Below are 18272 nucleotides of genomic sequence, written 5' to 3'. Positions count from 1 at the left end.
TGCGGTCACGGGATCAGTCCTCGGTGGTCTGGGCGGCGGCAGCCGCGGGGGCGGGGTCGTGGCAGGTCGTTGCGGCCGGCGTCGTCGGCGCCACGAGGGGCAGGGCGGATGTGGTGGGTTCCGGGGCGTCCGCGTCCAGCGGCTCGAGTGTCTCCGGGTCCACGGGGATCAGGCGGAGCCGGGCGCCGGGCGGCAGCTGGGCGGCGGCGCCGAGGTCCTCGCGGACCACCACGGCGATCACCGGGTAGCCGCCGGTGACGGGGTGGTCGGCCAGGAAGAGCACGGGCAGCCCGGACGGCGGGACCTGCAGGGCCCCGGAGACCACGCCCTCGGAGGCCAGCTCTCCCTCGCGGACACGGGTGAGGGCCTTCCCCTCCTTCGGGGCGGCCAGGCGGACGCCGATGCGGTTGGACTCGGCGGTCACTTCCCACTCCTGGGAGGTGAGCAGGTCGACGCCGTCCCGGTCGAACCAGTCGTCCCTGGGGCCGAGGGTGATGCGCAGGACGGCGGTGTGCCCGGCACGCGGGGTGCGGCGCAGCGGTGGCTCGGCGTCCCCGACGAGCCGGTTCCCCGGATCCTCGCGGCGGACGAGCTCGTCCCCGGCGGCCAGCGGGGCCGGGCCGATCCCGGACATCACGTCCGTGGAGCGGCTGCCCAGGTCCGCTCGGGCGTGGATGCCGCCGCGCAGGGCGAGATACGTGCGCAGTCCGGCGGGCGGCTCCTCGACGGTCAGGGTCTCGCCGTCCCGCAGGGCGAACGGGGCGCGCGGCACGGGTCGGCGCAGCACCGTGCCGGCGGCGTCCGTGACCACGGCGCGGGCCTCGGCCCCGGTCAGGGCGAGCACCTGCAGGCCGTGGGCGGTGACGGACAGGCCTGACAGGAGCGTCTCCACCACGGCCTCGTCCGGCGCGTTGCCCACGAGCCGATTGGCCTGGCGGGCGGCGTCCTTGTCCGCGGCGCCGGAGAAGGCGACGCCGAGGTCGCCGTGACCGGCCCGGCCCAAATCCTGCAGCAGGGACTGCATCCCGGGGTCGACGACGGACAGCCCCGGCCGTGCCGTCGGCTCGCCTGCGGCGGTGGCCGGCTCGGAGGAGCCTGTGGTCGGCGCGGAGTGCTCGGAGCCCTCCCCCGGCGACGCCGCACCGGAGGAGGGCTGCGAGGCGGAGGCGCGGGCGTCGTCGTCGGGAAGGGGGCCTGCGGAGACGGAGGCGAGGGCGCGCACCGGGCGGTAGCGGACGCGGTCGCCGGGGCGGATGAGCGCGGGGCGCTCGCGGTCCAGGTCCCAGAGGACGGCGTCGGTGCGGCCGAGCAGCTGCCAGCCGCCGGGCGAGGTGCGCGGGTAGACGGCGGAGAAGGTGCCGGCCACGGCCACGGAGCCGGCCGGCACGGCGGTGCGCGGGCTCTCGCGGCGGGGCACGTCGAAGGGGGCGGCGGAGGCATCCGCGGCCGTGCAGTAGGTGAAGCCTGGGGCGAAGCCGCCGAAGGCGCCCACCCAGAGCGTGTCCGCGTGGGCGGCCACCACGGCCTCCTCGGACAGGCCGGTCAGCTCGGCGACGGCGGCGAGGTCCTCGCCGTCGTAGACGACGTCCACCTCCACCGTGCGGGCGTCCTGGCCCGCGTCCCCGGCGGCCACGAGGCTCGGGGCGAGTTCGGCGGCCGCCACCGCCTCGGCGCGGGTGCGGAAGGCGAGCATGAGGGTCTCGGCGGCGGCGAGCGCCTCGGTCTGGCCCGGCAGCGGCTCGGCGGTGAGGCGGGCGTGCAGGGCGACGACGTCCGCGAGACTCGGGCACTCGAGCAGGAAGGCGCGGGTGCCGGCCCAGCGCAGGGGGCGGGGCGTCGGCGAGCCGGCGGCGCAGCGGTCTGCGGCCGAGGCGCCGGGGACCGGCCCGGGGGCGTGCGATCCGCTCATGCGAAGGAGACGATCTCGACGCCCGCGTCCTCGAGGGCGGCACGGACGGAGGCGGCCATGGACACCGAACCCGGGGTGTCCCCGTGCACGCAGATGCTGGCGGCCTCGATGCGGATGTCCGAGCCGTCCACGGCGGTGAGCACACCCTCGGTGGCCAGGCGGACCATGCGGGCGGAGACCTCGGCCGGGTCGTGGAGGACGGCGCCCGGGTCCCGGCGGGAGACGAGCGTGCCCTCCGGGGTGTAGCCGCGATCCGCGAAGGCCTCGGCCACGCCGCGCAGGCCGGCCCTCTCCGCCTTCTCCAGGGCGATGGAGCCCGGCAGCAGCAGCAGCGGAAGATCGCCGCCGAAGGCCTTGACGGCGTCCACCACGGCCTGGGCGTGCTCCTCGTGGTGGACGATCGTGTTGTAGAGGGCGCCATGCGGCTTCACGTAGCGCACGTCCGTGCCGGCGGCGCGGGCCAGGGCCTGCAGGGCGCCGATCTGGTAGAGCACGTCGTCCGCCAGCTCGGTGGCCGTGCAGTTGAGGAAGCGGCGTCCGAAGCCGGCCAGGTCCCGGTAGCCCACGTGGGCGCCGACGGTCACCCCCGCGGCCACGGCGTCCCGGCAGGTCTGCGCGATGCCGGAGGGATCGCCGGCGTGGAACCCGCAGGCCACGTTGGCGGAGGAGACGGAGCGGAAGATCGCGGCGTCGTCGCCCATCGTCCAGCTGCCGAAGGACTCCCCGACGTCGCTGTTCATGTCGATGCGCATGGCTCTCCCCCTGGGTCGTTCGGTGTGCCGCACATCACGCGGCACATTCCATGATGGGCCATGGCGACCAATTGTTCAACAAGTGCCGGGGAATGTGACCTCACCTGGGGGTTCTGTGAACACAGAGGCGGGGAATCCGCCCCGGCGGCGGGCCGGAGGGCTCACCCCTGCAGCCAGGGCGCGCGCACCGAGTCCGGGGTGAGGTCCTTCGTGGTGGCGGCGCCCATGAGCGTCATCGCCACCGTCACCTCCTGGGCGAGCAGCTCGATCACGCGGGCCACGCCCTCCTGGCCGCCGGCCATGAGGCCGTAGAGGTACGCGCGGCCGATCAGGGTGAAGTCGGCGCCGAGGGCCAGGGCCGCCACGATGTCCTCGCCGGTGGTGATGCCGGAGTCCAGGATGATCGGCACGTCCGGGCCGGCCTCGGCGCGCACACCCGGCAGCGCCTGCAGGGACACCGGCGCGCGATCGAGCTGGCGGCCGCCGTGGTTGGAGACCACCAGTCCGTCCGCGCCGGTGTCCAGCGCGCGGCGGGTGTCCTCTGCGGTGAGGATGCCCTTGACGAACAGCTGCCCCTTCCACGCCAAGCGGATCCACTCCAGGTCCTTCAGGGACAGGGTGGGGTCGAACATGCCGTTGATGATGGACGGCAGGTCCCCGGCGGAGTCGGAGAGCGAGGCGAAGGTCAGCGGGTCCGTGGTGAGGAAGTTGAACCACCACTCCGGGCGCCAGGCGGCGTCCACCACGGTCTTCGGCGTCAGCTGCGGCGGGATGGTCATGCCGTTGCGCACGTCCCGCAGACGCTGGCCGGCCACCGGGGTGTCCACCGTGACCACGAGCGCCCCGTAGCCGGAGGCGGCCGCTCGCTCGATCAGGTCCCGGGCGCGGTCCCGGTCCCGCCACAGGTACAGCTGGAACCAGCGGTCGCCGTCCCCGGAGGACGCGGCAGTCTCCTCGATGGAGCGGGTGCCCATGGTGGACAGGGTGAACGGGATGCCCGCGGCCGCCGCGGCGGCGGCGCCGGCGTTCTCGCCCTCGGCGTGCATGAAGCGGGTGAAGCCGGTGGGCGCGATGCCGAAGGGCAGCGCCGAGTGGGCCCCGGCGATGTCCACGGACAGGTCCGGCTCCGCGATCCCGTGCAGGATCCGCGGCAGCAGCTCCACCGAGTCGAACACCTCGCGGGCCCGGGTGTGGGTGAGCTCGCGCTTGGCGGCGCCGTCCACGTAGTCGAACGCCGGGGTGGGCGTGCGGCGCTTCGCGATGCGGCGCAGGTCCGCCACGTCCGCGGCCTTGGACAGGCGGGCGGCACGGCGGTCCGCCCGCGGGGCACCGAAGCGCATCAGCGAGGCCAGCTCCTTCACGTCCGGGAGACGGCGGACCAGCGGGGTGAGTCGGGTCGGGAGCACTGCCATGCCCCGATCATGCTCCCGGCCCGCCGCGCGGGGCCAGCCGGGTCCGCAGTGTGACGCCGGCGGCAGACGGACGAGGAGCGGCACCGTCCGGGACGGCGCGGCCCCCCCCATCCAGGCGAGCGGCCGTCGTCGGGACGCGGGCCCTGCAGCTCCGGAGGCGGCCCGGCTACGGCTCAGCGCAGCGGCGTGTGCGCCGGGTCCACCCTCTCGCCCTCGCGCACGGGCCCGGGCGGGGTGCCGTCCCCGAACGGCCGGCCGCCGAGCTCCTCCCGCCGGTGGGCGCTCATCCACCCGGACAGGTCCGGGCCCTGCGGGATGATGCCGGTGGGGTTGATGTCCTCGTGCACCACGTAGTAGTGCGCCTTGATCTGCGCGAAGTCCACGGTGTCCCCGAAGCCGGGGGTCTGGAACAGGTCCCGCGCATACGCCCACAGCGCAGGCATCTCGACGAGCCGGTTCCGGTTGCACTTGAAGTGGCCGTGGTAGACGGGGTCGAAGCGCACCAGCGTGGTGAACAGGCGCACGTCCGCCTCCGTGATGCGCTCCCCCATCAGGTAGCGACGGCCGCTCAGGCGTTCCTCCAGCCAGTCCATGGCGGTCCAGAGGCGGGCGTAGGCGGAGTCGTAGGCCTCCTGGCTGCCGGCGAACCCGCACCGGTAGACGCCGTTGTTGACCTCGGTGAAGATCCGTTCGATGACCTCGAACATCTCGTCCCGCTCCGGGCCGGCGTCCGGGATCAGCTCCGGGGCGCCCTCGCGGTGGAAGGCGGTCCACTCGGTGGAGAGGTCCAGGGTCAGCTGCGGGTAGTCGTTGGTGACCACGCCGCCGCTGGGCACGTCCACCATGGCCGGGACGGTGATGCCGCGCGGGTAGTCCGGGAACCGGGCGAGGTAGTTCTCCTGCAGCCGCTGCGTGCCGAGCACCGGGTCCCGGCCGTCCGGGTCCAGGTCGAAGGTCCAGGAGCGGGCGTCGTGCGTGGGCCCGGGCAGGCCGAGGGAGACGGCGTCCTCCAGGCCCAGCAGCCGGCGCACGATGATCGCCCGGTTCGCCCACGGGCACGCCCTCGCGGCTACCAGCCGGTAGCGTCCGGGCTCCACGGGCCAGGCCTGCGCGCCCTCCCGCAGCCCGGCGCCGATCTGCCCCACCTTCGTGGGCGGCAGCGCCGGGGCGCGGCGGGCGGCGTCCACGTCCGCCACGATCCTGTCCTCGATGTACTGCGTGTCCCGGGTGAACTCCCGGCCGCCGGTCACGTACGCGCCACGGGTGCTGTGTTCCATAGAATCCACCCTATGCCTGCACGCCACACCGTCCCCGGACCGAACCCGGCCCCCTTCGTCCAGTGCGTCACCGCGGACAACCCGTCGGACATGACCCTGTCCGGCACGAACACCTACCTGATCGGCGCCCCGTGCTCCGAGACGGTCGTGGTGGTGGACCCGGGCCCGGCCTTCACCGCCGAGGAGCACGTGCGCAACGTCCTCGAGGCCGCGGACGGCCGCCGGGTGGAGCTGATCCTCGCCACCCATCGGCACGAGGACCACACCGGCGCGATCGACGTGTTCCACGAGGTCACCGGAGCGCCGGTGCGCGCGCATCTGGAGGAGCACTGCCGCGGCGGCGGGCACCCGCTCGAGGACGGGGACCGGATCGTCAAGGCGGACACCGTGATCGAGGCGATGCACACGCCGGGCCACACCTCCGACTCCTTCTGCTTCATGGTCCCCTCCGCCGGCCCGGACGGTTCGGTCCTCACCGGGGACACCATCCTCGGCGTCGGCACCACCATGCTCGACTTCCCGGACGGCACCCTCGCCGACTATCTGGCCTCCCTGGAGCGCCTCCGCGAGCTCGGCGACACCTCCGTCCTGCCCGCCCACGGCCCGGTCCTGCCGTCCGTGGCGCAGATCGCCCAGGAGTACACGGACCACCGCATGGAGCGTGTGGCGCAGGTCCGCGAGGCCCTCGCACAGCTGCCCGAGGACCAGGCCGCGCAGGCCACCCCGGAGCAGCTCGCCGACCGCATCTACCCCGGCCTGGACGGGAAGGTGAAGCAGGTGGCCGCGCTGGTCACGGCCGCCACCCTGGACTACGTCCGCGCCACCGCCTGAGCGCACGGTCCCGGGCCTCCGGCTCGCCCTAGACTGGAGGCATGGCCTCCTCTTCCCCACGCCGTCGCCGTGCGCCGGGGCGCGCCGCGGACCTTCCCGACGGCGGCTCCCTCACCTCCTCCTCCCCCTCGCCCACGCCTGGTCTCGCCGAGGGCGGGGACCCCGGGGACGCCACGGACCTGACGCCTGAGGAGCAGGCGTCCAAGAAGGCCGCTGAGAAGCAGGCACGCCGCGAGTCCCGGGCCGCCCTGAAGCAGGACGCCAAGGACGCCCGCCTGGCCAAGCGCACCGCCAAGGCCGAACGCAGGCTGGCGCGCGCACAGAAGAAACAGGCCCAGCGCGTCGCCCGCCGCGTCCGACCGATCGGCGAGGTGCCGACGGAGGACTCCCCTGTGACGGACCTGCCCGGCGGCGTTCCGACCATGCGGTACCTCGTCACCGGAGCCACCTCCGGCATCGGTGAGGAGATCGCCCGCCAGCTGGCGGCGCAGGGTCACCGGCTCGTGGTGGTGGGCAGGGACGCAGACCGCCTGGAACGGACCGCCCGGTCCCTGCGCGCCGCCTACCGCGTGCCGGTGGAGGCCCTGCAGGCCGACCTGCTCACCGAGGCCGGCCTGGACGCCGTCGCCGAACGCCTCGAGTCCCCGGCCGAGCCCATCACCGGACTGGTGCACTCCGCCGGGACCGGCGTGGGCCCGGACCTCCACGAGACCACCCGCCGTCAGGAGTTCGACCAGGCCTTCCTCCACGTCCAGGCCCCGCTGGCCCTGTCCCAGGCGGCGCTGCGCGCGTTCCTGGCGCGCGGCGGCGGACGCATCCTGCTGGTGGCCTCGGTGGCCGGCCTCATCCCGGACGGCACCTACGGGGCCGCGAAGTCCTGGGCCGTGGCCTTCGCCCGCTGGGCGAACATCCGCTACCGCTCCGAGGGCGTGCACGTCACCGCCCTCTGCCCCGGACCGGTGTACACCGGCTTCCACGAGCGCGCCGGCATCGACGCCGCCTCCTACCCGTCCTGGGCCTGGATGCCCGTGGACGAGGTCGCCCGCGAGGGTCTGGCCGCCCTGGCCCAGGGGCAGTCCACCTGCGTGCCGTCCCGCCGCTTCCGTTCCCTGATCCAGGCCGCGAAGATGGCCCCGGACACGCTGGTCGAGCGTTTCTCCCGCCACCGGGTGGCCGCGGAGGTCTCCGCAGCCACCCGCTCCACCCGCGACTCCGACTCCGACTCCGACTCCGACTCCGAGAGGACCGAAGCATGACCATCCTGGTGGGCTATGCCCCGCGCGCGGAGTCCCGCGCCGCACTGAACAAGGCGATCGACATCGCCCGCACGACCGGCGAGCGCATTGTGGTCGTCAACGCCGGCCCCGGCGGCGAGCATCGCTCGTCGAACCTGCTCAACGAGGCCCAGCAGCGTGATCTGCAGCAGGTCCTGGACGGCTGCGGCGTGGACGCCGAGTTCCGCCAGTACGCCCGCGGCCGCTCCACCGCTGCGGAGATGAAGGAGGTCGCCGCCGAGCTCGAGCCGTCGATCGTGGTGATCGGCCTGCGCCGCCGCGGCGCCGTGGGCCGGTTCATGATGGGCTCGGTCTCGGACGAGCTGCTCCGCGAGCTGGACCAGCCGGTGCTGTGCGTGAAGCAGTACGCAGACCACACGCCGGACGCCGTCTCCTCCAAGGCGGACACCGTCCCGGTCTCCGGCTCTCGCCGCGCCCGGGCCGTGGAGCAGCACCCTGTGGAGCGCGAGGACGCTGCCGGGCACCAGGACGCCGTCGGGCAGGACACGGCTGAGCCGCCTCACGCCCTCGGGTCCGAGCCGGTGGGCGAGCCCGAGCCGGTGGCCGAGGAGCTCCCCCGCCCCGAGGACCGCTGAGGCACACCTCCCCCTACCGTTTCGGGGATACAACACGGTGTTGAGATCGCGAAATGTGACCGTGTCTTATCCCCAAGACGCGCGGTAATACCCCCAAGACGCGTGGGGGCACGGGGCAGGGCGGGTGTTGGTCGGGGTGATGCGTCGGCGCGTCCGGCCTGCGCTCAGTCGTCGGCCTCGGGCTTGGCGCGCTGCACGCCCTCGTCGTCCCGCCCAGCCTCCTCACGCCCGGCGGCGCGGCGCTCCTGTTCCCGCCCGGCACTGCAGCGCTCCTGTTCCCGCTCAGCGCCGCGGCTCTCCTCCTCACGCTCGGCGCGGACCTTGGCCTTGCGCTCGGCGTAGGCGTCCTCGCCGGGGCCGGCGAACTCGCGGTTGCGCTCCACCGCAGTGATGGAGCCGGTGTACATGGAGGTGTCCTCGCCCACGCGGGCCAGCGGTGCGGTCGGTTGCGCGCCGATCTGCGGGCGCGTGTCCCCGTCCACGCGCGGCAGGCGCGCCGTCGGCGGGTGGGCCCCCTCACGGTCGCCCGGTGCCGCCGCGACGTCGCCTCCGGCGTCCTTCGCACCGGCCTTCCTCTGCCCGGCGCCCCTCTCAACCGCACCGGCCTCCTCTGCGCCGGTGCCAGCCCTGCCTGCACCGGCCCTGCCTGCGCCTCCCCGCCCCTCGGAAGCAGGCAAGCCGCCCTCCGGAGCCGCTCCGGACGAGGCCGGAGCCGACCCCGCACACGAGGGGAGGCCCGAGGCGGAGGCGGTGCCGCCGTCGTCGGGCAGACCGCCCGGGCGGAACGGGGTCTCGAGCACACCGAGGCGCTGGGCGTGGATGGCCTCCGGGTGGTCGTGGCGGATGAAGTTCACCAGGTCCTCGCGGACCAGGCAGCGCAGGTCCCAGAGGTCGCCGGAGGTGCGGGCGGAGACCACGGCACGGATGCGGACCATGCCGCCGACGGCATCCGTGACCTGCATGGAGGCCTCGCGGCCGTCCCAGAGGTCGGTGGAGGCGAGCAGCTCCTTGAGGCGCTCGCGCAGGTCCTCCATGGGCACCCGCCAGTCCACGTCCATCTCCACGGTGCCGGAGACGGCCGAGCCCACGCGGGTCCAGTTCTCGAACGGCTGGGTGGTGAACTGGCTGGAGGGATAGACCATGCGTCGGCCGTCCCAGAGCTTGAGGACCACGTTGGACAGGGTGATGTCCTCCACGGTGCCGAAGGTGGTGTCCATGGTGACCACGTCCCCCACGCGGACCGAGTCGGTGAAGGCCAGCTGCACGCCGGCGAACACGTTCGTCAGGGTGGACTGCACCGCCAGGGCTGCGATCACGGAGATGAGGCCGGCCGAGGCCAGCAGGCCGGCGCCGAGCGAGCGGACCGCCGGGATGGTCAGCAGGACGACTGCCACGGCCACCACCACGATCACCGCCTGCAGGATGCGCCGGATCAGCACGGTCTGGGTGCGGACCTTGCGCTCGCGGCGGTCGTTGACGCCGGCCTCGCGGTAGCGGTCCAGGACCTGCTCCTCCACCACGTTCACCGCGCGGACGGCGGCCCAGGCCAGGCAGCCGACGAAGGCGGCGAGCAGCAGGAAGGACACGAAGGGGAACCACGCCGCCTCCCGTGCCGGGGCCTTCGCCATGGTCACCAGGGCCACGCGGGACATGCTGAAGCCGAGCGCCAGCCCCAGCGGGTGCCGCAGCCGGCGCAGACGCCCGGCCAGCGCCCGCCTCTTGAACAGCACGGCCTGGACCACCAGGAAGCCGAGGAAGACGAGCGCCCAGCCGAGCACGAAGGCCCCGCACACACCGAGCAGCGTGGCCAGCTCCAGCCCGAGGACGCGGACGGTGGCGTCGGCACCCTGCTGCACCTCCTCCGGCACGCCGTCCTGCTGTGTCGCGGAGAACAGGCCGGAGAGGAACAGGGGCATCGGCGCGGCGGCTACAGGCATGTCACCAGTCTGACACCTGGCCCCGGACGGTTCACGGGAGAGCGCAGAATGGAGGCTGGACACCGGTGGCCGGCACTGCGGGGAGCGAGGGCTTCCAGCCGATCGGCCGGCCGGACGAGACCGACCATCCTGGAGGTTCACCGATGCTCTCCGTCACCGACCTGCGCGACGCCGCCGCAGACACTGATCTGGACGCCGTGGTGCCCCGCGCCGAGGTGGACGTGTCCTCGACCGTCTCCGCGGTCCTGCCGATCATCGAGCAGGTCCGGACCGGCGGAGCCTCGGCCGTGCTGGAGCTCGGCGAGCGCTTCGACGGCGTGCGTGCCCCAGCCCTGCGCGTGCCGGCCGAGGCGATCGAGCAGGCCCTCCAGACACTGGCCCCGGAGGTCCGCGCCGCACTGGAGGAGTCCATCCGCCGCGCCCGGAAGGTCCACGCCGCGCAGGTGCCCTCCGGCACGGAGGTCGAGCTGGCCGACGGCGCGATCGTGGAGAACCGCTGGGTGCCGGTGGACCGCGTGGGGCTCTACGTGCCCGGAGGCCGGGCCGTCTACCCGTCGTCGGTGGTGATGAACGTGGTGCCGGCCCAGGCCGCCGGTGTGCAGGGCCTGGCCGTGGCCTCCCCGCCGCAGCGCGAGCACGGCGGCCTGCCGCACCCCACCGTCCTGGCCGCCTGCGCCCTGCTGGGCGTGGACGAGGTCTACGCCGCCGGCGGGGCCCAGGCCGTCGCGATGCTCGCCCTGGGTGTGAAGGACGACGACGGCACGCAGGTCTGCGCGCCCGTCGCCATGGTCACGGGGCCGGGCAACGTCTATGTGGCCGCGGCCAAGCGTGCGCTGCTGGGCAGGATCGGCGTGGATGCCGAGGCCGGCCCGTCCGAGATCGCGGTGATCGCCGACGGCACGGCGCAGGCCGCATGGGTGGCCGCGGACCTGATCAGCCAGTCCGAGCATGACCCGCTGGCCGCCTCGGTGCTCATCACGGACTCCGAGGAGCTCGTCCGGGACGTGCTGGCGGAGGTGGAGCGCCAGGCCCCGCGGCTACCGCTGGCCGAGCAGATCCGCACCGCCCTGACCGGCCCGCAGTCCGGCGTCCTGCTGGTGCGGGACATGGACCATGCGGTGCAGGTGGCGGACGCCTACGCCGCCGAGCACCTGGAGGTGCACACCCGCAACCCGGAGCAGGTGGCCCGCCGGGTCACCCATGCCGGCGCGATCTTCGTGGGCCCGCACACCCCGGTGCCGCTGGGCGACTACTCCGCCGGGTCCAACCACGTGCTGCCGACCTCCGGCACCGCTCGTTTCTCCTCCGGTCTGAACACCGTGACGTTCCTGCGTCTGCAGCAGCTCATCCGCTACGACGCGCAGGGCCTGGAGGAGCTGATCGACGGTGTCAGCGCCCTGGCCCATGACGAGGGCCTGGAGGGCCACGGCGCCGCCATGCGGATCCGCCGGAGCTGACTGGTGAGCGCCGTCCGTCTGGACGCCTGGCTGTGGGCGGTCCGCATGTACAAGACCCGCTCGGCCGCCACCGCTGCGGTGCGGGGCGGACACGTGCGCGTCAATGGGGAGCCCGTCAAGGCGGCGCACACCCTGGCGGTCGGGGACACGGTGCGCCTGCGCAAAGACCACCGCGAGCGCATCCTGCAGGTCACCGGGCTGATCTCCAAGCGCGTGGGCGCCCCGGTGGCGCAGCGGCAGTACATCGACCACTCGCCACCGCCGATCCCCCGCGAGCTGCTCGCCGTGCCCGTGCGCGAGCGCGGCGCCGGGCGGCCCACCAAGAAGGAGCGCCGCGAGATCGACCGGCTGCGGGGCCGGCGCTGAGGGCGAGTCAGTCCTCACCGACCCGGACGGCCCGGTCCACCGTAGCGTGGACGAGCGGGTCGTGGCTGGCCACGAGGATCGCGGACCCAGCCTGCGCGTGCTCGCGCAGCAGGGCGATGACCTCGCGGGCCGTGGTGGCGTCGAGGTGCCCGGTGGGTTCATCGGCCACGACCAGGTGCGGGTGCTTGGCCAGTGCCCGAACGATCGCCACCCGCTGGGCTTCGCCGCCGGAGAGCCGGGAGGCGGGTGCGCCGAGCCGGTGCCCCAGGCCAAGGCGTTCCAGCTGGGTCCGGACCGTGTCCAGTGCGTCCCGGGGCGAGCCGGCGACAGGCCCGCCGTGGACCCAGATGGCCGCGTTGTCCAGCGCGGACAACTCCCCGATCAGCTCGCAGGACTGGTCCACGTACCCCAGGTGTTCACGCCGGTACCGTGCCAGGGCCTCCGCGGCGAACCCGCCGAGGTCCCCGTCCAGCCCGCCGTCGGGACTGCGGTAGCGGATCCGGCCCGCCAACGGGATCGTCAGCCCGGCAAGATGGCGGATGAGGGAGGACTTCCCGGTGCCCGAACGCCCCCACAGCCCCACGATCTCCCCGGGGTGGAGCGAGAGATCCAACCCCTCGATGAGCACGCGGGTGCCGCCGTCCGGACTGCGGTACCCGACCTGCACGCGGTCGAGGGTGAGAACGGGCGCGATCGCGGTCATGCGGGCTGCCCCTTCCAGGCACGGGCGAGCTGGGCTCGCCGGGTGAACAGGGTGATCAGGAGGGTGAGGAGCAGTCCGAGACCGGCCGCTCCCACCACCGGCGGCAGGTCCACCGCCGGGGTGAGCAGAACCAGCACGAGCCCTGCCACCAGGCCTGCCACGGCCGCCTCGACGGCCAGAGTGGGCAGGTGCCTGACCATCAGCTTGGCCCGGGACCAGCCCGCCAGCAGCAGCACGATAGCCTCAGCACGGACGGTGTCCCCCTCCACGCGATGCAGCTGCACCAGCAGGATCATCCCCACGACGGCGGCCAGCGCCCCCAACGCCAGCCGGAACGGCAGGTCCTGCGCCACGGCGGCCCCGGCCAGCAGGGAGGTGCCAGCCTCGCGGCGGGCCTGCAGGACGACGGCGACCAGCAGCCCCGCCCCCACCGCGACGGCCGCCCGGTAGGCGGCGCCGGTGAGCAGGCGCGGCCATGTGCGGGCTGTCCACCGGGTCAGCAGCGCGGCTGCCGTGCGGGCCGGCCGGGCCGGACCCGTCGACCGGGTGGCGTGCTCCCGGGTGTCGGCGGTCGTGGGACGGGCGGCGGTCACCGCCGTGGTCACGATGGCGGCGGCGAGCACCGCCGTCGCCCCGAGGCCCACGGCCACCAGCGGGGGTTCGACCCCGATGCGTGCGGTCGTGGCCCCGGCCGCGGTGAGCGCGGCGAGGGTGAGGGCGAGCACCATGAGCGTAGGAGCATCCTCCTTCAGGTGGCGTCTCACCGTGGCCCCGCGCGTCCAGCCCTGGAGAGCCAGCACACCGGCCCGACGGCGTCGCGGCCGGGCCGCCGCCAGGATGCACAGGCCTGCCAGGCCGGTCAGCAGCGCGGTCACCGTCATGGCCTGCGCGGTCCCCGCGGACCCGACCGCCGCCGAGACCCGCTGGGAGGCGGCCAGCTCCGGGCCGAGCTGGCGCACGGTGCCCAGCGGGCCGGTGTGGGCTTCGCCGTCGGTGGAGTCGAACCGGTAGGACACCACCTGGAATTGCCGGGGCGAGAGGCTGGAGGCGGCCACGGTGGTCACCGCGAATCCGGCGTCCTTCAGCTGCTGGGCCACTGCGTCGATCGTGGCGAGGTTCTCCGGTGTGAGGTCCTCCCCCACATCGGCCACCCGGACCCGCACGGTGCTGAAGGGCCGTTCCAGCCCGAGGGTGGCGGCCGAGGCCGCGTCGACATAGGCGGCGGGCATCTGGTTGGCCAGGCCGAAGCCGGTGGAGGCAGGCTGCAGACGCACCTCGCGCGGGGTGCCGTCCGGGTCCGCGACGAGGGTCGTGGGCAGCTCCACATCCGTGAGCAGCGGGGCGATCCCCGCCAGGTCCGTGTCCGGTTCGGGGACGAGGGTGCCCACGCTGACCAGCAGCGGGGCGTCGCCCGTGCCGAAGCGACGCCCGTCGTCGGTGGCCGCGTAGTAGGCGGACTCGCGGGACGTGGACGCCGGCAGGGCCCGGGCGACGGCGACCTCGGGCCGGCCGGGGAGCGTCCCAGAGGCGGTCTCCACGCCGGCGGCCTCGGCCAGGTTCCCGTCCGCCGTCGTCGGCCGGGTGAGGGTGCGCGTCTCCTGTACCAGAGACAGACGAGGTGAGTCATAGCTCAGGACCGGGTCCTGGACCGTGGTCAGCCCGGGCACGGGGATGACGGTGACCCCGAGGCCGAGGCCGCCGAACCGCCCCGAGACGTCGGAGGTGGAGACGTCCTCCTGCGTCGCCAGACCGCCCGTGGGCAGCTCCCAGGTGGGCAGGCCGAGCATGCCGCGCGGACCGGTGGGGTCCCGTGGGTCCACCGGAGCCTGCTCGATGCGCAGGCGGGTGGCCGGTTCGCGGTAGGGCTTGGCGCGCACCTCCAGGGACAAGGGCGCCGAGCCGACGCTCGTGGCGAGCACGGGGACCGCGCTCAGGGACTCCGCGGAGCGACCGGTGGTGTCCGCGAGGATCTGCAGGTGGGCGGGGAGCCGGTCCTTCGCCTCGACGAGCGCACGTGCCTCCTCGGTTGCTGCGCCCGAGAGACGGTCGACCACTGCGGAGAGCGACCCGGCAGGCGAGGACTGGGCGAGCACACGGAACGCGTCCGCGGCGGCCGTGTTGCCGCCGAGGTCCAGCAACGTCGCCTCCGCCGCGGCGTCCACCACCACCATCCGGTTGCCCTGCGGGTCGGGTTCCGCCCACGGGGCGGCCCAGTAGGTGCCGGCGGGGACCTCACGCTGCGCAGGCTCGGGTGTGCGTCCGCGGGGTCCGAGGGCGAGCGTGGGGAGTTCGACGTCCGTGCAGGGGCCGGGCTCAGGAGGAGCTGGATCGCAGACAGCCTGGTCCTCCAGCAGCGGCCGGGCGTCCTCGATCGGGCCATCGTCGGAGAAATAACCGATGAGCGTGGTGTCCATACCGAGCACGGGACGGTGGCCGAGGCCGTCGTCGGTGTGGACACGGGCCTCCAGGTCGAACGCGCGGGGACCCTCCACGCTGCCGTCCGCCGGGTACCCGATCATCACGGCATCCTGGTTGGCCACGCTGCGCACGCCGAGGTCGCCGAGCGGGGCGGCGACCTCGACGCCGGACACCGCGCGGATGCGGTCGAGGTCGGCGGTGCTGAGGCGGTCGGCCGAGCTCGTCCACGCGGCCGTGTCCAGCGGAGCGGAGAGCGCTTCAGAGCTCGGGGCGGCACCGGGGGCGGAGACGACGAGGTCGTAGGTACCGCGCCAGCTGCGATCGACAAGGTCCCGGAGCCGCTGTGTGGCCTGCGCCTGGACGGTGAGGCCCACGACAAGTGTCAGGGCAAGGGCACCGGCCACCAGCCGGAGCATGCGAACGCTCGGCAGAGCCGGCCAGGCGGGAGCGGTGCGGCGAGACGCTTCTCCCGGGGATTCACGTCCCGCCGCGCCCCTTCTCCGAGGCTGCGTCATTCGGAGAGTGCAGTCAGGACGACCCGGAACGGGGAATCGTTGTCCACCGTGACCGTGAAGGTCATGGGTCCGGCCTCTGGCACGGGAGCCGTCGCCGCAGACCAGTCACCGCACGCACCCTCCGAGCCGGCCATCCACGTCTTCTCGTCCTCGCCTTCCCGAGAGGTGTGAATATCCGTCTTACCCGTCGCGTCCGAGGGGCAGAGCAGGATGACCCGCAGAACCGCACCCTTCTGTGCATCCACGGTGATCTCCTGCGAACCGGTCCCGACCGCTTCCTCGAGCACAGACTCCGTCGCCGGGTCGAGGTAGCCGGCATCCGGATGCTGGCGTGAGTACTCGACCAACGTCATCCCGTCCTTCTCGAAGAGAGCGGCCGGAAGCGCCTCCTCAGCGTCCGAGCCTGACGAGCCCGCGCCGGAAGCGGCCGTGGACTCCGCAGAAGATGCGGACGCGTGTGCCGGGTCACTCGATGACGCTGCAACACTGGATTCCCCCGAACTGGACGTCTTGTTGTCCGAGGCGGAGGAGCATCCTGTCATGGCTGTACCGAAGAGAATCGCCGCGACGATAACCGAGGCGCAACGAGTAGATCGCAGGAGGGGGAAGGAGGACATGATTGACCTTCTTGTCATGAGTGAACGAAACGGGAGTGCTCTGGCGCCGAACCTTTCGAGTTCGACGCCGGAGCACTTCCCCTGGGTCAGAGACGGTAGTGCTGAAAGTGGAACTGCTGCCATGGAGTGGTGAACGACCCGCTACGCACGGTCACTACCTTGCAGTTCCTGGTCAGCATCTGGCGCTTCCAAGTTCCCTTAGCCCGCTTGGCACCAATCACGAGCTTGCCACCGTTCTTATAGCTAGCCGGCACCTTCCACGCTCCACTGATCGTATTGGTGGAGGAATAGGTGACACCCACTCGGGTGCCTACCTTGGCCGAAACACCCGCGAGGATTGCACGAACATCACCTGACACCTCGCCCGTAATGTCCCCGCTGACGGCAAACGTTCGTCCAGTCGCGATGGAGAGGGTCACGCCGGGCGCCCCAGACACAGAGGAATAAGCCGAATGGGACTTCTTGAAGGTATTCGAGGTCACATTGACAGTCGTCCAACTCTCCTCTGCACAGTCGGCGTTCGGCGAGATGACACCCCCCTCCGGGGATGAGGTCACCGCCCCCGCTCCCGGGGCTGCCGTCAGCGCAGCTGCCACAACGACCCCTGCCGATACCGCCGACAGCTTCTTCTTGATGTCCATCCACATGATCCGACCCCTTTCAGGTGAACCGGCCGTGGGGCCGCGGGTTGCGGTCTCGAGCTCCCCCCCCTCTCTCGAGTAGCGTCATCCTGACCCAGCCGCCCTAGATGTGTCAAGCATCACATTCTGGCAGTGCTCCGCCGAGACTACGGCGCAGGAAAACCGTCGTTTCGCCGCTGCTCGGCACGGCGACGGCATCGGTGTGACCTCGCGTGTCGTTCACAGGGTCGACACCTTTGACGCCCCGGCGTGCCCGCTCCTACCGTGGAGCCCAGAATCACGAGTTCCCGCCATTCACGGCCCTGGCCGGCGGGACGGCAACCCTCTCAACGCTGCAGTGGGGTGCTCCAGGTGAGGATTCGGCCCTCCGGCACCCCGGTTGGGCAAGTACAGCGTCTCTGCGGACACGTCGGTCCGCCCGCCTGCACCGCAGGGCCGCGTCCGTTCCGAAGGGATCCGACGCATGACCACCACCGCACTGCTCTCCCCCGCCACCGCCGCGCATCCGCGGTGGGACGAGGACATCACACCCCTGAACCTGCGCCGAGGACTCGGCGCGTTCCCCACCGGCGCGGTGGCCGTCACCGGCCGGTCGGACGGTGTGGACGAGGTGATGGTGTCCTCCTCCTTCGCCGTGGGGATCTCCTGGGAGCCTGCGCTGGTGTCCTTCTCCGCGCAGAAGTCCTCCCGCACGTGGACGCGTCTGCGGAACGCGGACACCCTCGGCGTCTCCCTGCTCGCCGAGGAGCAGCACCACTTGTGCCGTCAGCTGGCCTCCCGCACCGGAGACCGCCTCGCCGGGCTGGAGCTGCACCGCACCGGCCGGGGCACCCCGTTGCTCGAGGGCTCCTCGCTGTGGTTGGAGACCCGCCTGCACGCCGAGGTGGACGCCGGCGACCACACAGTGGTCCTGATGGAGGTCCTGGGCTTCGCCGACCACACGGACGTCCACGCCCCGGCAGCCCTGCACCACAACGCCTTCACCGGGTTGCGCCCGCTCGCCTGATCCGCCCGGATCGCCTCCGCCCGCCGGCGGCGGGAGGCACGACGACGGCCGCCCCGCGTCATCCGCCCGTCCCCCTCCCTGCGACAGGGCCGGGAGGACAGCGGCCGGTGTACCGCCGTCGTCGGGAAACGTGAGACGATGGGCAAGAAGCAGTTCTCCCTGTTTACCCGTCTTCTTGCAGTACCCGGGCCTGACGGCCAGGGGGCGTTGGTCTTCGCGGTGCAGTGTCACCGCTTCACCCGTGCCGCGAGCCCGCTGCACGGCACCGACGCCGACAGCCTGCGCACCGCAGGCGGGCACAGCGAAAGGACACCCCCATGACCGTGGGCACCGTCAAGTGGTTCAACACCGAGAAGGGCTTCGGCTTCATCGCTCCGGAGGACGGCTCCGCCGACGTCTTCGTGCACTACTCCGCCATCCAGGCGCAGGGCTTCAAGGAGCTCCAGGAGAACGACCGCGTGGAGTTCGAGACCGTCCAGGGCGACAAGGGCCTGCAGGCCGCCAACGTCACCCGCCTCTGAGGCCGTGACGCCCCGCCCGGCGGGGCGCTGACCTGGGCAT

17 protein-coding genes and 1 riboswitch are annotated in these 18272 nt (G+C 73.0%); of the genes, 8 read left to right on the top strand and 9 right to left on the bottom strand.

Annotation, left to right across the window (positions count from 1 at the left end; all coding sequences use genetic code 11):
- Positions 1–13 precede the first annotated feature (13 nt).
- From HMPREF2863_RS10770 to HMPREF2863_RS10755, 4 genes are all read right to left on the bottom strand, one after another.
- Entirely contained in the window at positions 14–1909 is a 1896-nt protein-coding gene (locus HMPREF2863_RS10770; RefSeq protein WP_070640096.1) for a 5-oxoprolinase subunit B/C family protein, read from the bottom strand.
- A complete protein-coding gene (locus HMPREF2863_RS10765; RefSeq protein WP_070640093.1) occupies positions 1906–2661 on the bottom strand; it encodes a LamB/YcsF family protein in 756 nt (251 codons plus the stop codon). Before HMPREF2863_RS10765 ends, HMPREF2863_RS10770 begins: the two co-directional genes overlap by 4 nt.
- Positions 2662–2822: 161 nt before the next feature.
- Positions 2823–4073 (bottom strand): alpha-hydroxy acid oxidase, encoded by a 1251-nt coding sequence (locus tag HMPREF2863_RS10760; protein ID WP_070640090.1) that lies wholly within the window; start codon positions 4071–4073, stop codon positions 2823–2825.
- A 173-nt stretch (positions 4074–4246) separates the two neighbouring features.
- Positions 4247–5350: a glutathione S-transferase family protein gene (locus HMPREF2863_RS10755; protein ID WP_070640087.1), complete on the bottom strand. Its 1104-nt coding sequence runs from the start codon at positions 5348–5350 to the stop codon at positions 4247–4249.
- Between the two features lie 12 nt (positions 5351–5362).
- Between HMPREF2863_RS10755 and HMPREF2863_RS10750 the strand changes: the two genes are divergently transcribed.
- From HMPREF2863_RS10750 to HMPREF2863_RS10740, 3 genes are read left to right on the top strand one after another with little or no spacing between them, the layout of a single operon-like run.
- Complete coding sequence (locus tag HMPREF2863_RS10750) at positions 5363–6181, top strand: MBL fold metallo-hydrolase (RefSeq protein WP_067189719.1); 819 nt, start codon at positions 5363–5365, stop codon at positions 6179–6181.
- Positions 6182–6222: 41 nt separating this feature from the next.
- Positions 6223–7437: an SDR family NAD(P)-dependent oxidoreductase gene (locus tag HMPREF2863_RS10745; protein ID WP_070640084.1), complete on the top strand. Its 1215-nt coding sequence runs from the start codon at positions 6223–6225 to the stop codon at positions 7435–7437.
- Positions 7434–8051, top strand: a complete 618-nt coding sequence (locus HMPREF2863_RS10740; RefSeq protein ID WP_083315384.1) for a universal stress protein — start codon at positions 7434–7436, stop codon at positions 8049–8051. Before HMPREF2863_RS10745 ends, HMPREF2863_RS10740 begins: the two co-directional genes overlap by 4 nt.
- Positions 8052–8215: 164 nt before the next feature.
- On the opposite strand, the gene HMPREF2863_RS12225 is transcribed toward HMPREF2863_RS10740, so the two are convergent.
- Positions 8216–9988: a mechanosensitive ion channel domain-containing protein gene (locus HMPREF2863_RS12225; RefSeq protein ID WP_246828889.1), complete on the bottom strand. Its 1773-nt coding sequence runs from the start codon at positions 9986–9988 to the stop codon at positions 8216–8218.
- Positions 9989–10131: 143 nt separating this feature from the next.
- On the opposite strand from HMPREF2863_RS12225, the gene hisD reads away from it, so the two are divergent.
- Entirely contained in the window at positions 10132–11445 is a 1314-nt protein-coding gene (gene hisD / locus HMPREF2863_RS10730) for a histidinol dehydrogenase (RefSeq protein ID WP_070640078.1), read from the top strand.
- A 3-nt stretch (positions 11446–11448) separates the two neighbouring features.
- On the top strand, positions 11449–11811 hold the full coding sequence (locus HMPREF2863_RS10725) for an RNA-binding S4 domain-containing protein (protein WP_067189711.1): 363 nt from the start codon (positions 11449–11451) through the stop codon (positions 11809–11811).
- 7 nt (positions 11812–11818) lie between these two features.
- On the opposite strand, the gene HMPREF2863_RS10720 is transcribed toward HMPREF2863_RS10725, so the two are convergent.
- The 4 genes from HMPREF2863_RS10720 to HMPREF2863_RS11630 form a co-directional block, all read right to left on the bottom strand.
- Positions 11819–12514 carry an ABC transporter ATP-binding protein gene (locus tag HMPREF2863_RS10720; RefSeq protein WP_067189709.1) on the bottom strand — a complete coding sequence of 232 codons (696 nt, stop codon included), beginning with the start codon at positions 12512–12514 and terminating at the stop codon, positions 11819–11821.
- A complete protein-coding gene (locus tag HMPREF2863_RS10715) occupies positions 12511–15348 on the bottom strand; it encodes a hypothetical protein (protein ID WP_070640074.1) in 2838 nt (945 codons plus the stop codon). The genes HMPREF2863_RS10720 and HMPREF2863_RS10715 overlap by 4 nt, the downstream gene beginning before the upstream one ends.
- A gap of 95 nt (positions 15349–15443) precedes the next feature.
- Entirely contained in the window at positions 15444–15800 is a 357-nt protein-coding gene (locus HMPREF2863_RS10710; protein ID WP_067189705.1) for a hypothetical protein, read from the bottom strand.
- Positions 15801–16150: 350 nt separating this feature from the next.
- Positions 16151–16705, bottom strand: a complete 555-nt coding sequence (locus HMPREF2863_RS11630) for a hypothetical protein (RefSeq protein WP_227718866.1) — start codon at positions 16703–16705, stop codon at positions 16151–16153.
- Positions 16706–16980: 275 nt separating this feature from the next.
- Positions 16981–17101, top strand: a riboswitch (SAM riboswitch).
- A gap of 67 nt (positions 17102–17168) precedes the next feature.
- Here HMPREF2863_RS11630 and HMPREF2863_RS10705 point away from each other — a divergent pair.
- The 3 genes from HMPREF2863_RS10705 (at position 17169) to HMPREF2863_RS10700 (ending at position 18232) form a co-directional block, all read left to right on the top strand.
- Positions 17169–17711, top strand: coding sequence for a flavin reductase family protein (locus tag HMPREF2863_RS10705; RefSeq protein ID WP_070640071.1), 543 nt, complete (start codon positions 17169–17171; stop codon positions 17709–17711).
- A 138-nt stretch (positions 17712–17849) separates the two neighbouring features.
- Positions 17850–18032: a hypothetical protein gene (locus tag HMPREF2863_RS11920; protein WP_127913495.1), complete on the top strand. Its 183-nt coding sequence runs from the start codon at positions 17850–17852 to the stop codon at positions 18030–18032.
- Positions 18029–18232 (top strand): cold-shock protein, encoded by a 204-nt coding sequence (locus HMPREF2863_RS10700; protein ID WP_067189701.1) that lies wholly within the window; start codon positions 18029–18031, stop codon positions 18230–18232. Before HMPREF2863_RS11920 ends, HMPREF2863_RS10700 begins: the two co-directional genes overlap by 4 nt.
- Positions 18233–18272: the final 40 nt, after the last annotated feature.

The organism is Micrococcus sp. HMSC067E09 (assembly GCF_001812555.1).
Classification (GTDB): Bacteria; Actinomycetota; Actinomycetes; order Actinomycetales; family Micrococcaceae; genus Micrococcus; species Micrococcus lylae.
Note: the sequence above shows the minus strand (reverse complement) of the source record. Positions and strands in the feature narration are given on the sequence as shown.

Bases quoted from the DNA above. Each gene is read 5' to 3' on its own strand.
- HMPREF2863_RS10770 (WP_070640096.1), bottom strand. From the start codon at position 1,909: ATGAGCGGATCGCACGCCCCCGGGCCGGTCCCCGGCGCCTCGGCCGCA.
- HMPREF2863_RS10765 (WP_070640093.1), bottom strand. From the start codon at position 2,661: ATGCGCATCGACATGAACAGCGACGTCGGGGAGTCCTTCGGCAGCTGG.
- HMPREF2863_RS10760 (WP_070640090.1), bottom strand. From the start codon at position 4,073: ATGGCAGTGCTCCCGACCCGACTCACCCCGCTGGTCCGCCGTCTCCCG.
- HMPREF2863_RS10755 (WP_070640087.1), bottom strand. From the start codon at position 5,350: ATGGAACACAGCACCCGTGGCGCGTACGTGACCGGCGGCCGGGAGTTC.
- HMPREF2863_RS10750 (WP_067189719.1), top strand. From the start codon at position 5,363: ATGCCTGCACGCCACACCGTCCCCGGACCGAACCCGGCCCCCTTCGTC.
- HMPREF2863_RS10745 (WP_070640084.1), top strand. From the start codon at position 6,223: ATGGCCTCCTCTTCCCCACGCCGTCGCCGTGCGCCGGGGCGCGCCGCG.
- HMPREF2863_RS10740 (WP_083315384.1), top strand. From the start codon at position 7,434: ATGACCATCCTGGTGGGCTATGCCCCGCGCGCGGAGTCCCGCGCCGCA.
- HMPREF2863_RS12225 (WP_246828889.1), bottom strand. From the start codon at position 9,988: ATGCCTGTAGCCGCCGCGCCGATGCCCCTGTTCCTCTCCGGCCTGTTC.
- hisD (WP_070640078.1), top strand. From the start codon at position 10,132: ATGCTCTCCGTCACCGACCTGCGCGACGCCGCCGCAGACACTGATCTG.
- HMPREF2863_RS10720 (WP_067189709.1), bottom strand. From the start codon at position 12,514: ATGACCGCGATCGCGCCCGTTCTCACCCTCGACCGCGTGCAGGTCGGG.
- HMPREF2863_RS10715 (WP_070640074.1), bottom strand. From the start codon at position 15,348: ATGCTCCGGCTGGTGGCCGGTGCCCTTGCCCTGACACTTGTCGTGGGC.
- HMPREF2863_RS10710 (WP_067189705.1), bottom strand. From the start codon at position 15,800: ATGACGTTGGTCGAGTACTCACGCCAGCATCCGGATGCCGGCTACCTC.
- HMPREF2863_RS11630 (WP_227718866.1), bottom strand. From the start codon at position 16,705: ATGGACATCAAGAAGAAGCTGTCGGCGGTATCGGCAGGGGTCGTTGTG.
- HMPREF2863_RS10705 (WP_070640071.1), top strand. From the start codon at position 17,169: ATGACCACCACCGCACTGCTCTCCCCCGCCACCGCCGCGCATCCGCGG.
- HMPREF2863_RS11920 (WP_127913495.1), top strand. From the start codon at position 17,850: ATGGGCAAGAAGCAGTTCTCCCTGTTTACCCGTCTTCTTGCAGTACCC.
- HMPREF2863_RS10700 (WP_067189701.1), top strand. From the start codon at position 18,029: ATGACCGTGGGCACCGTCAAGTGGTTCAACACCGAGAAGGGCTTCGGC.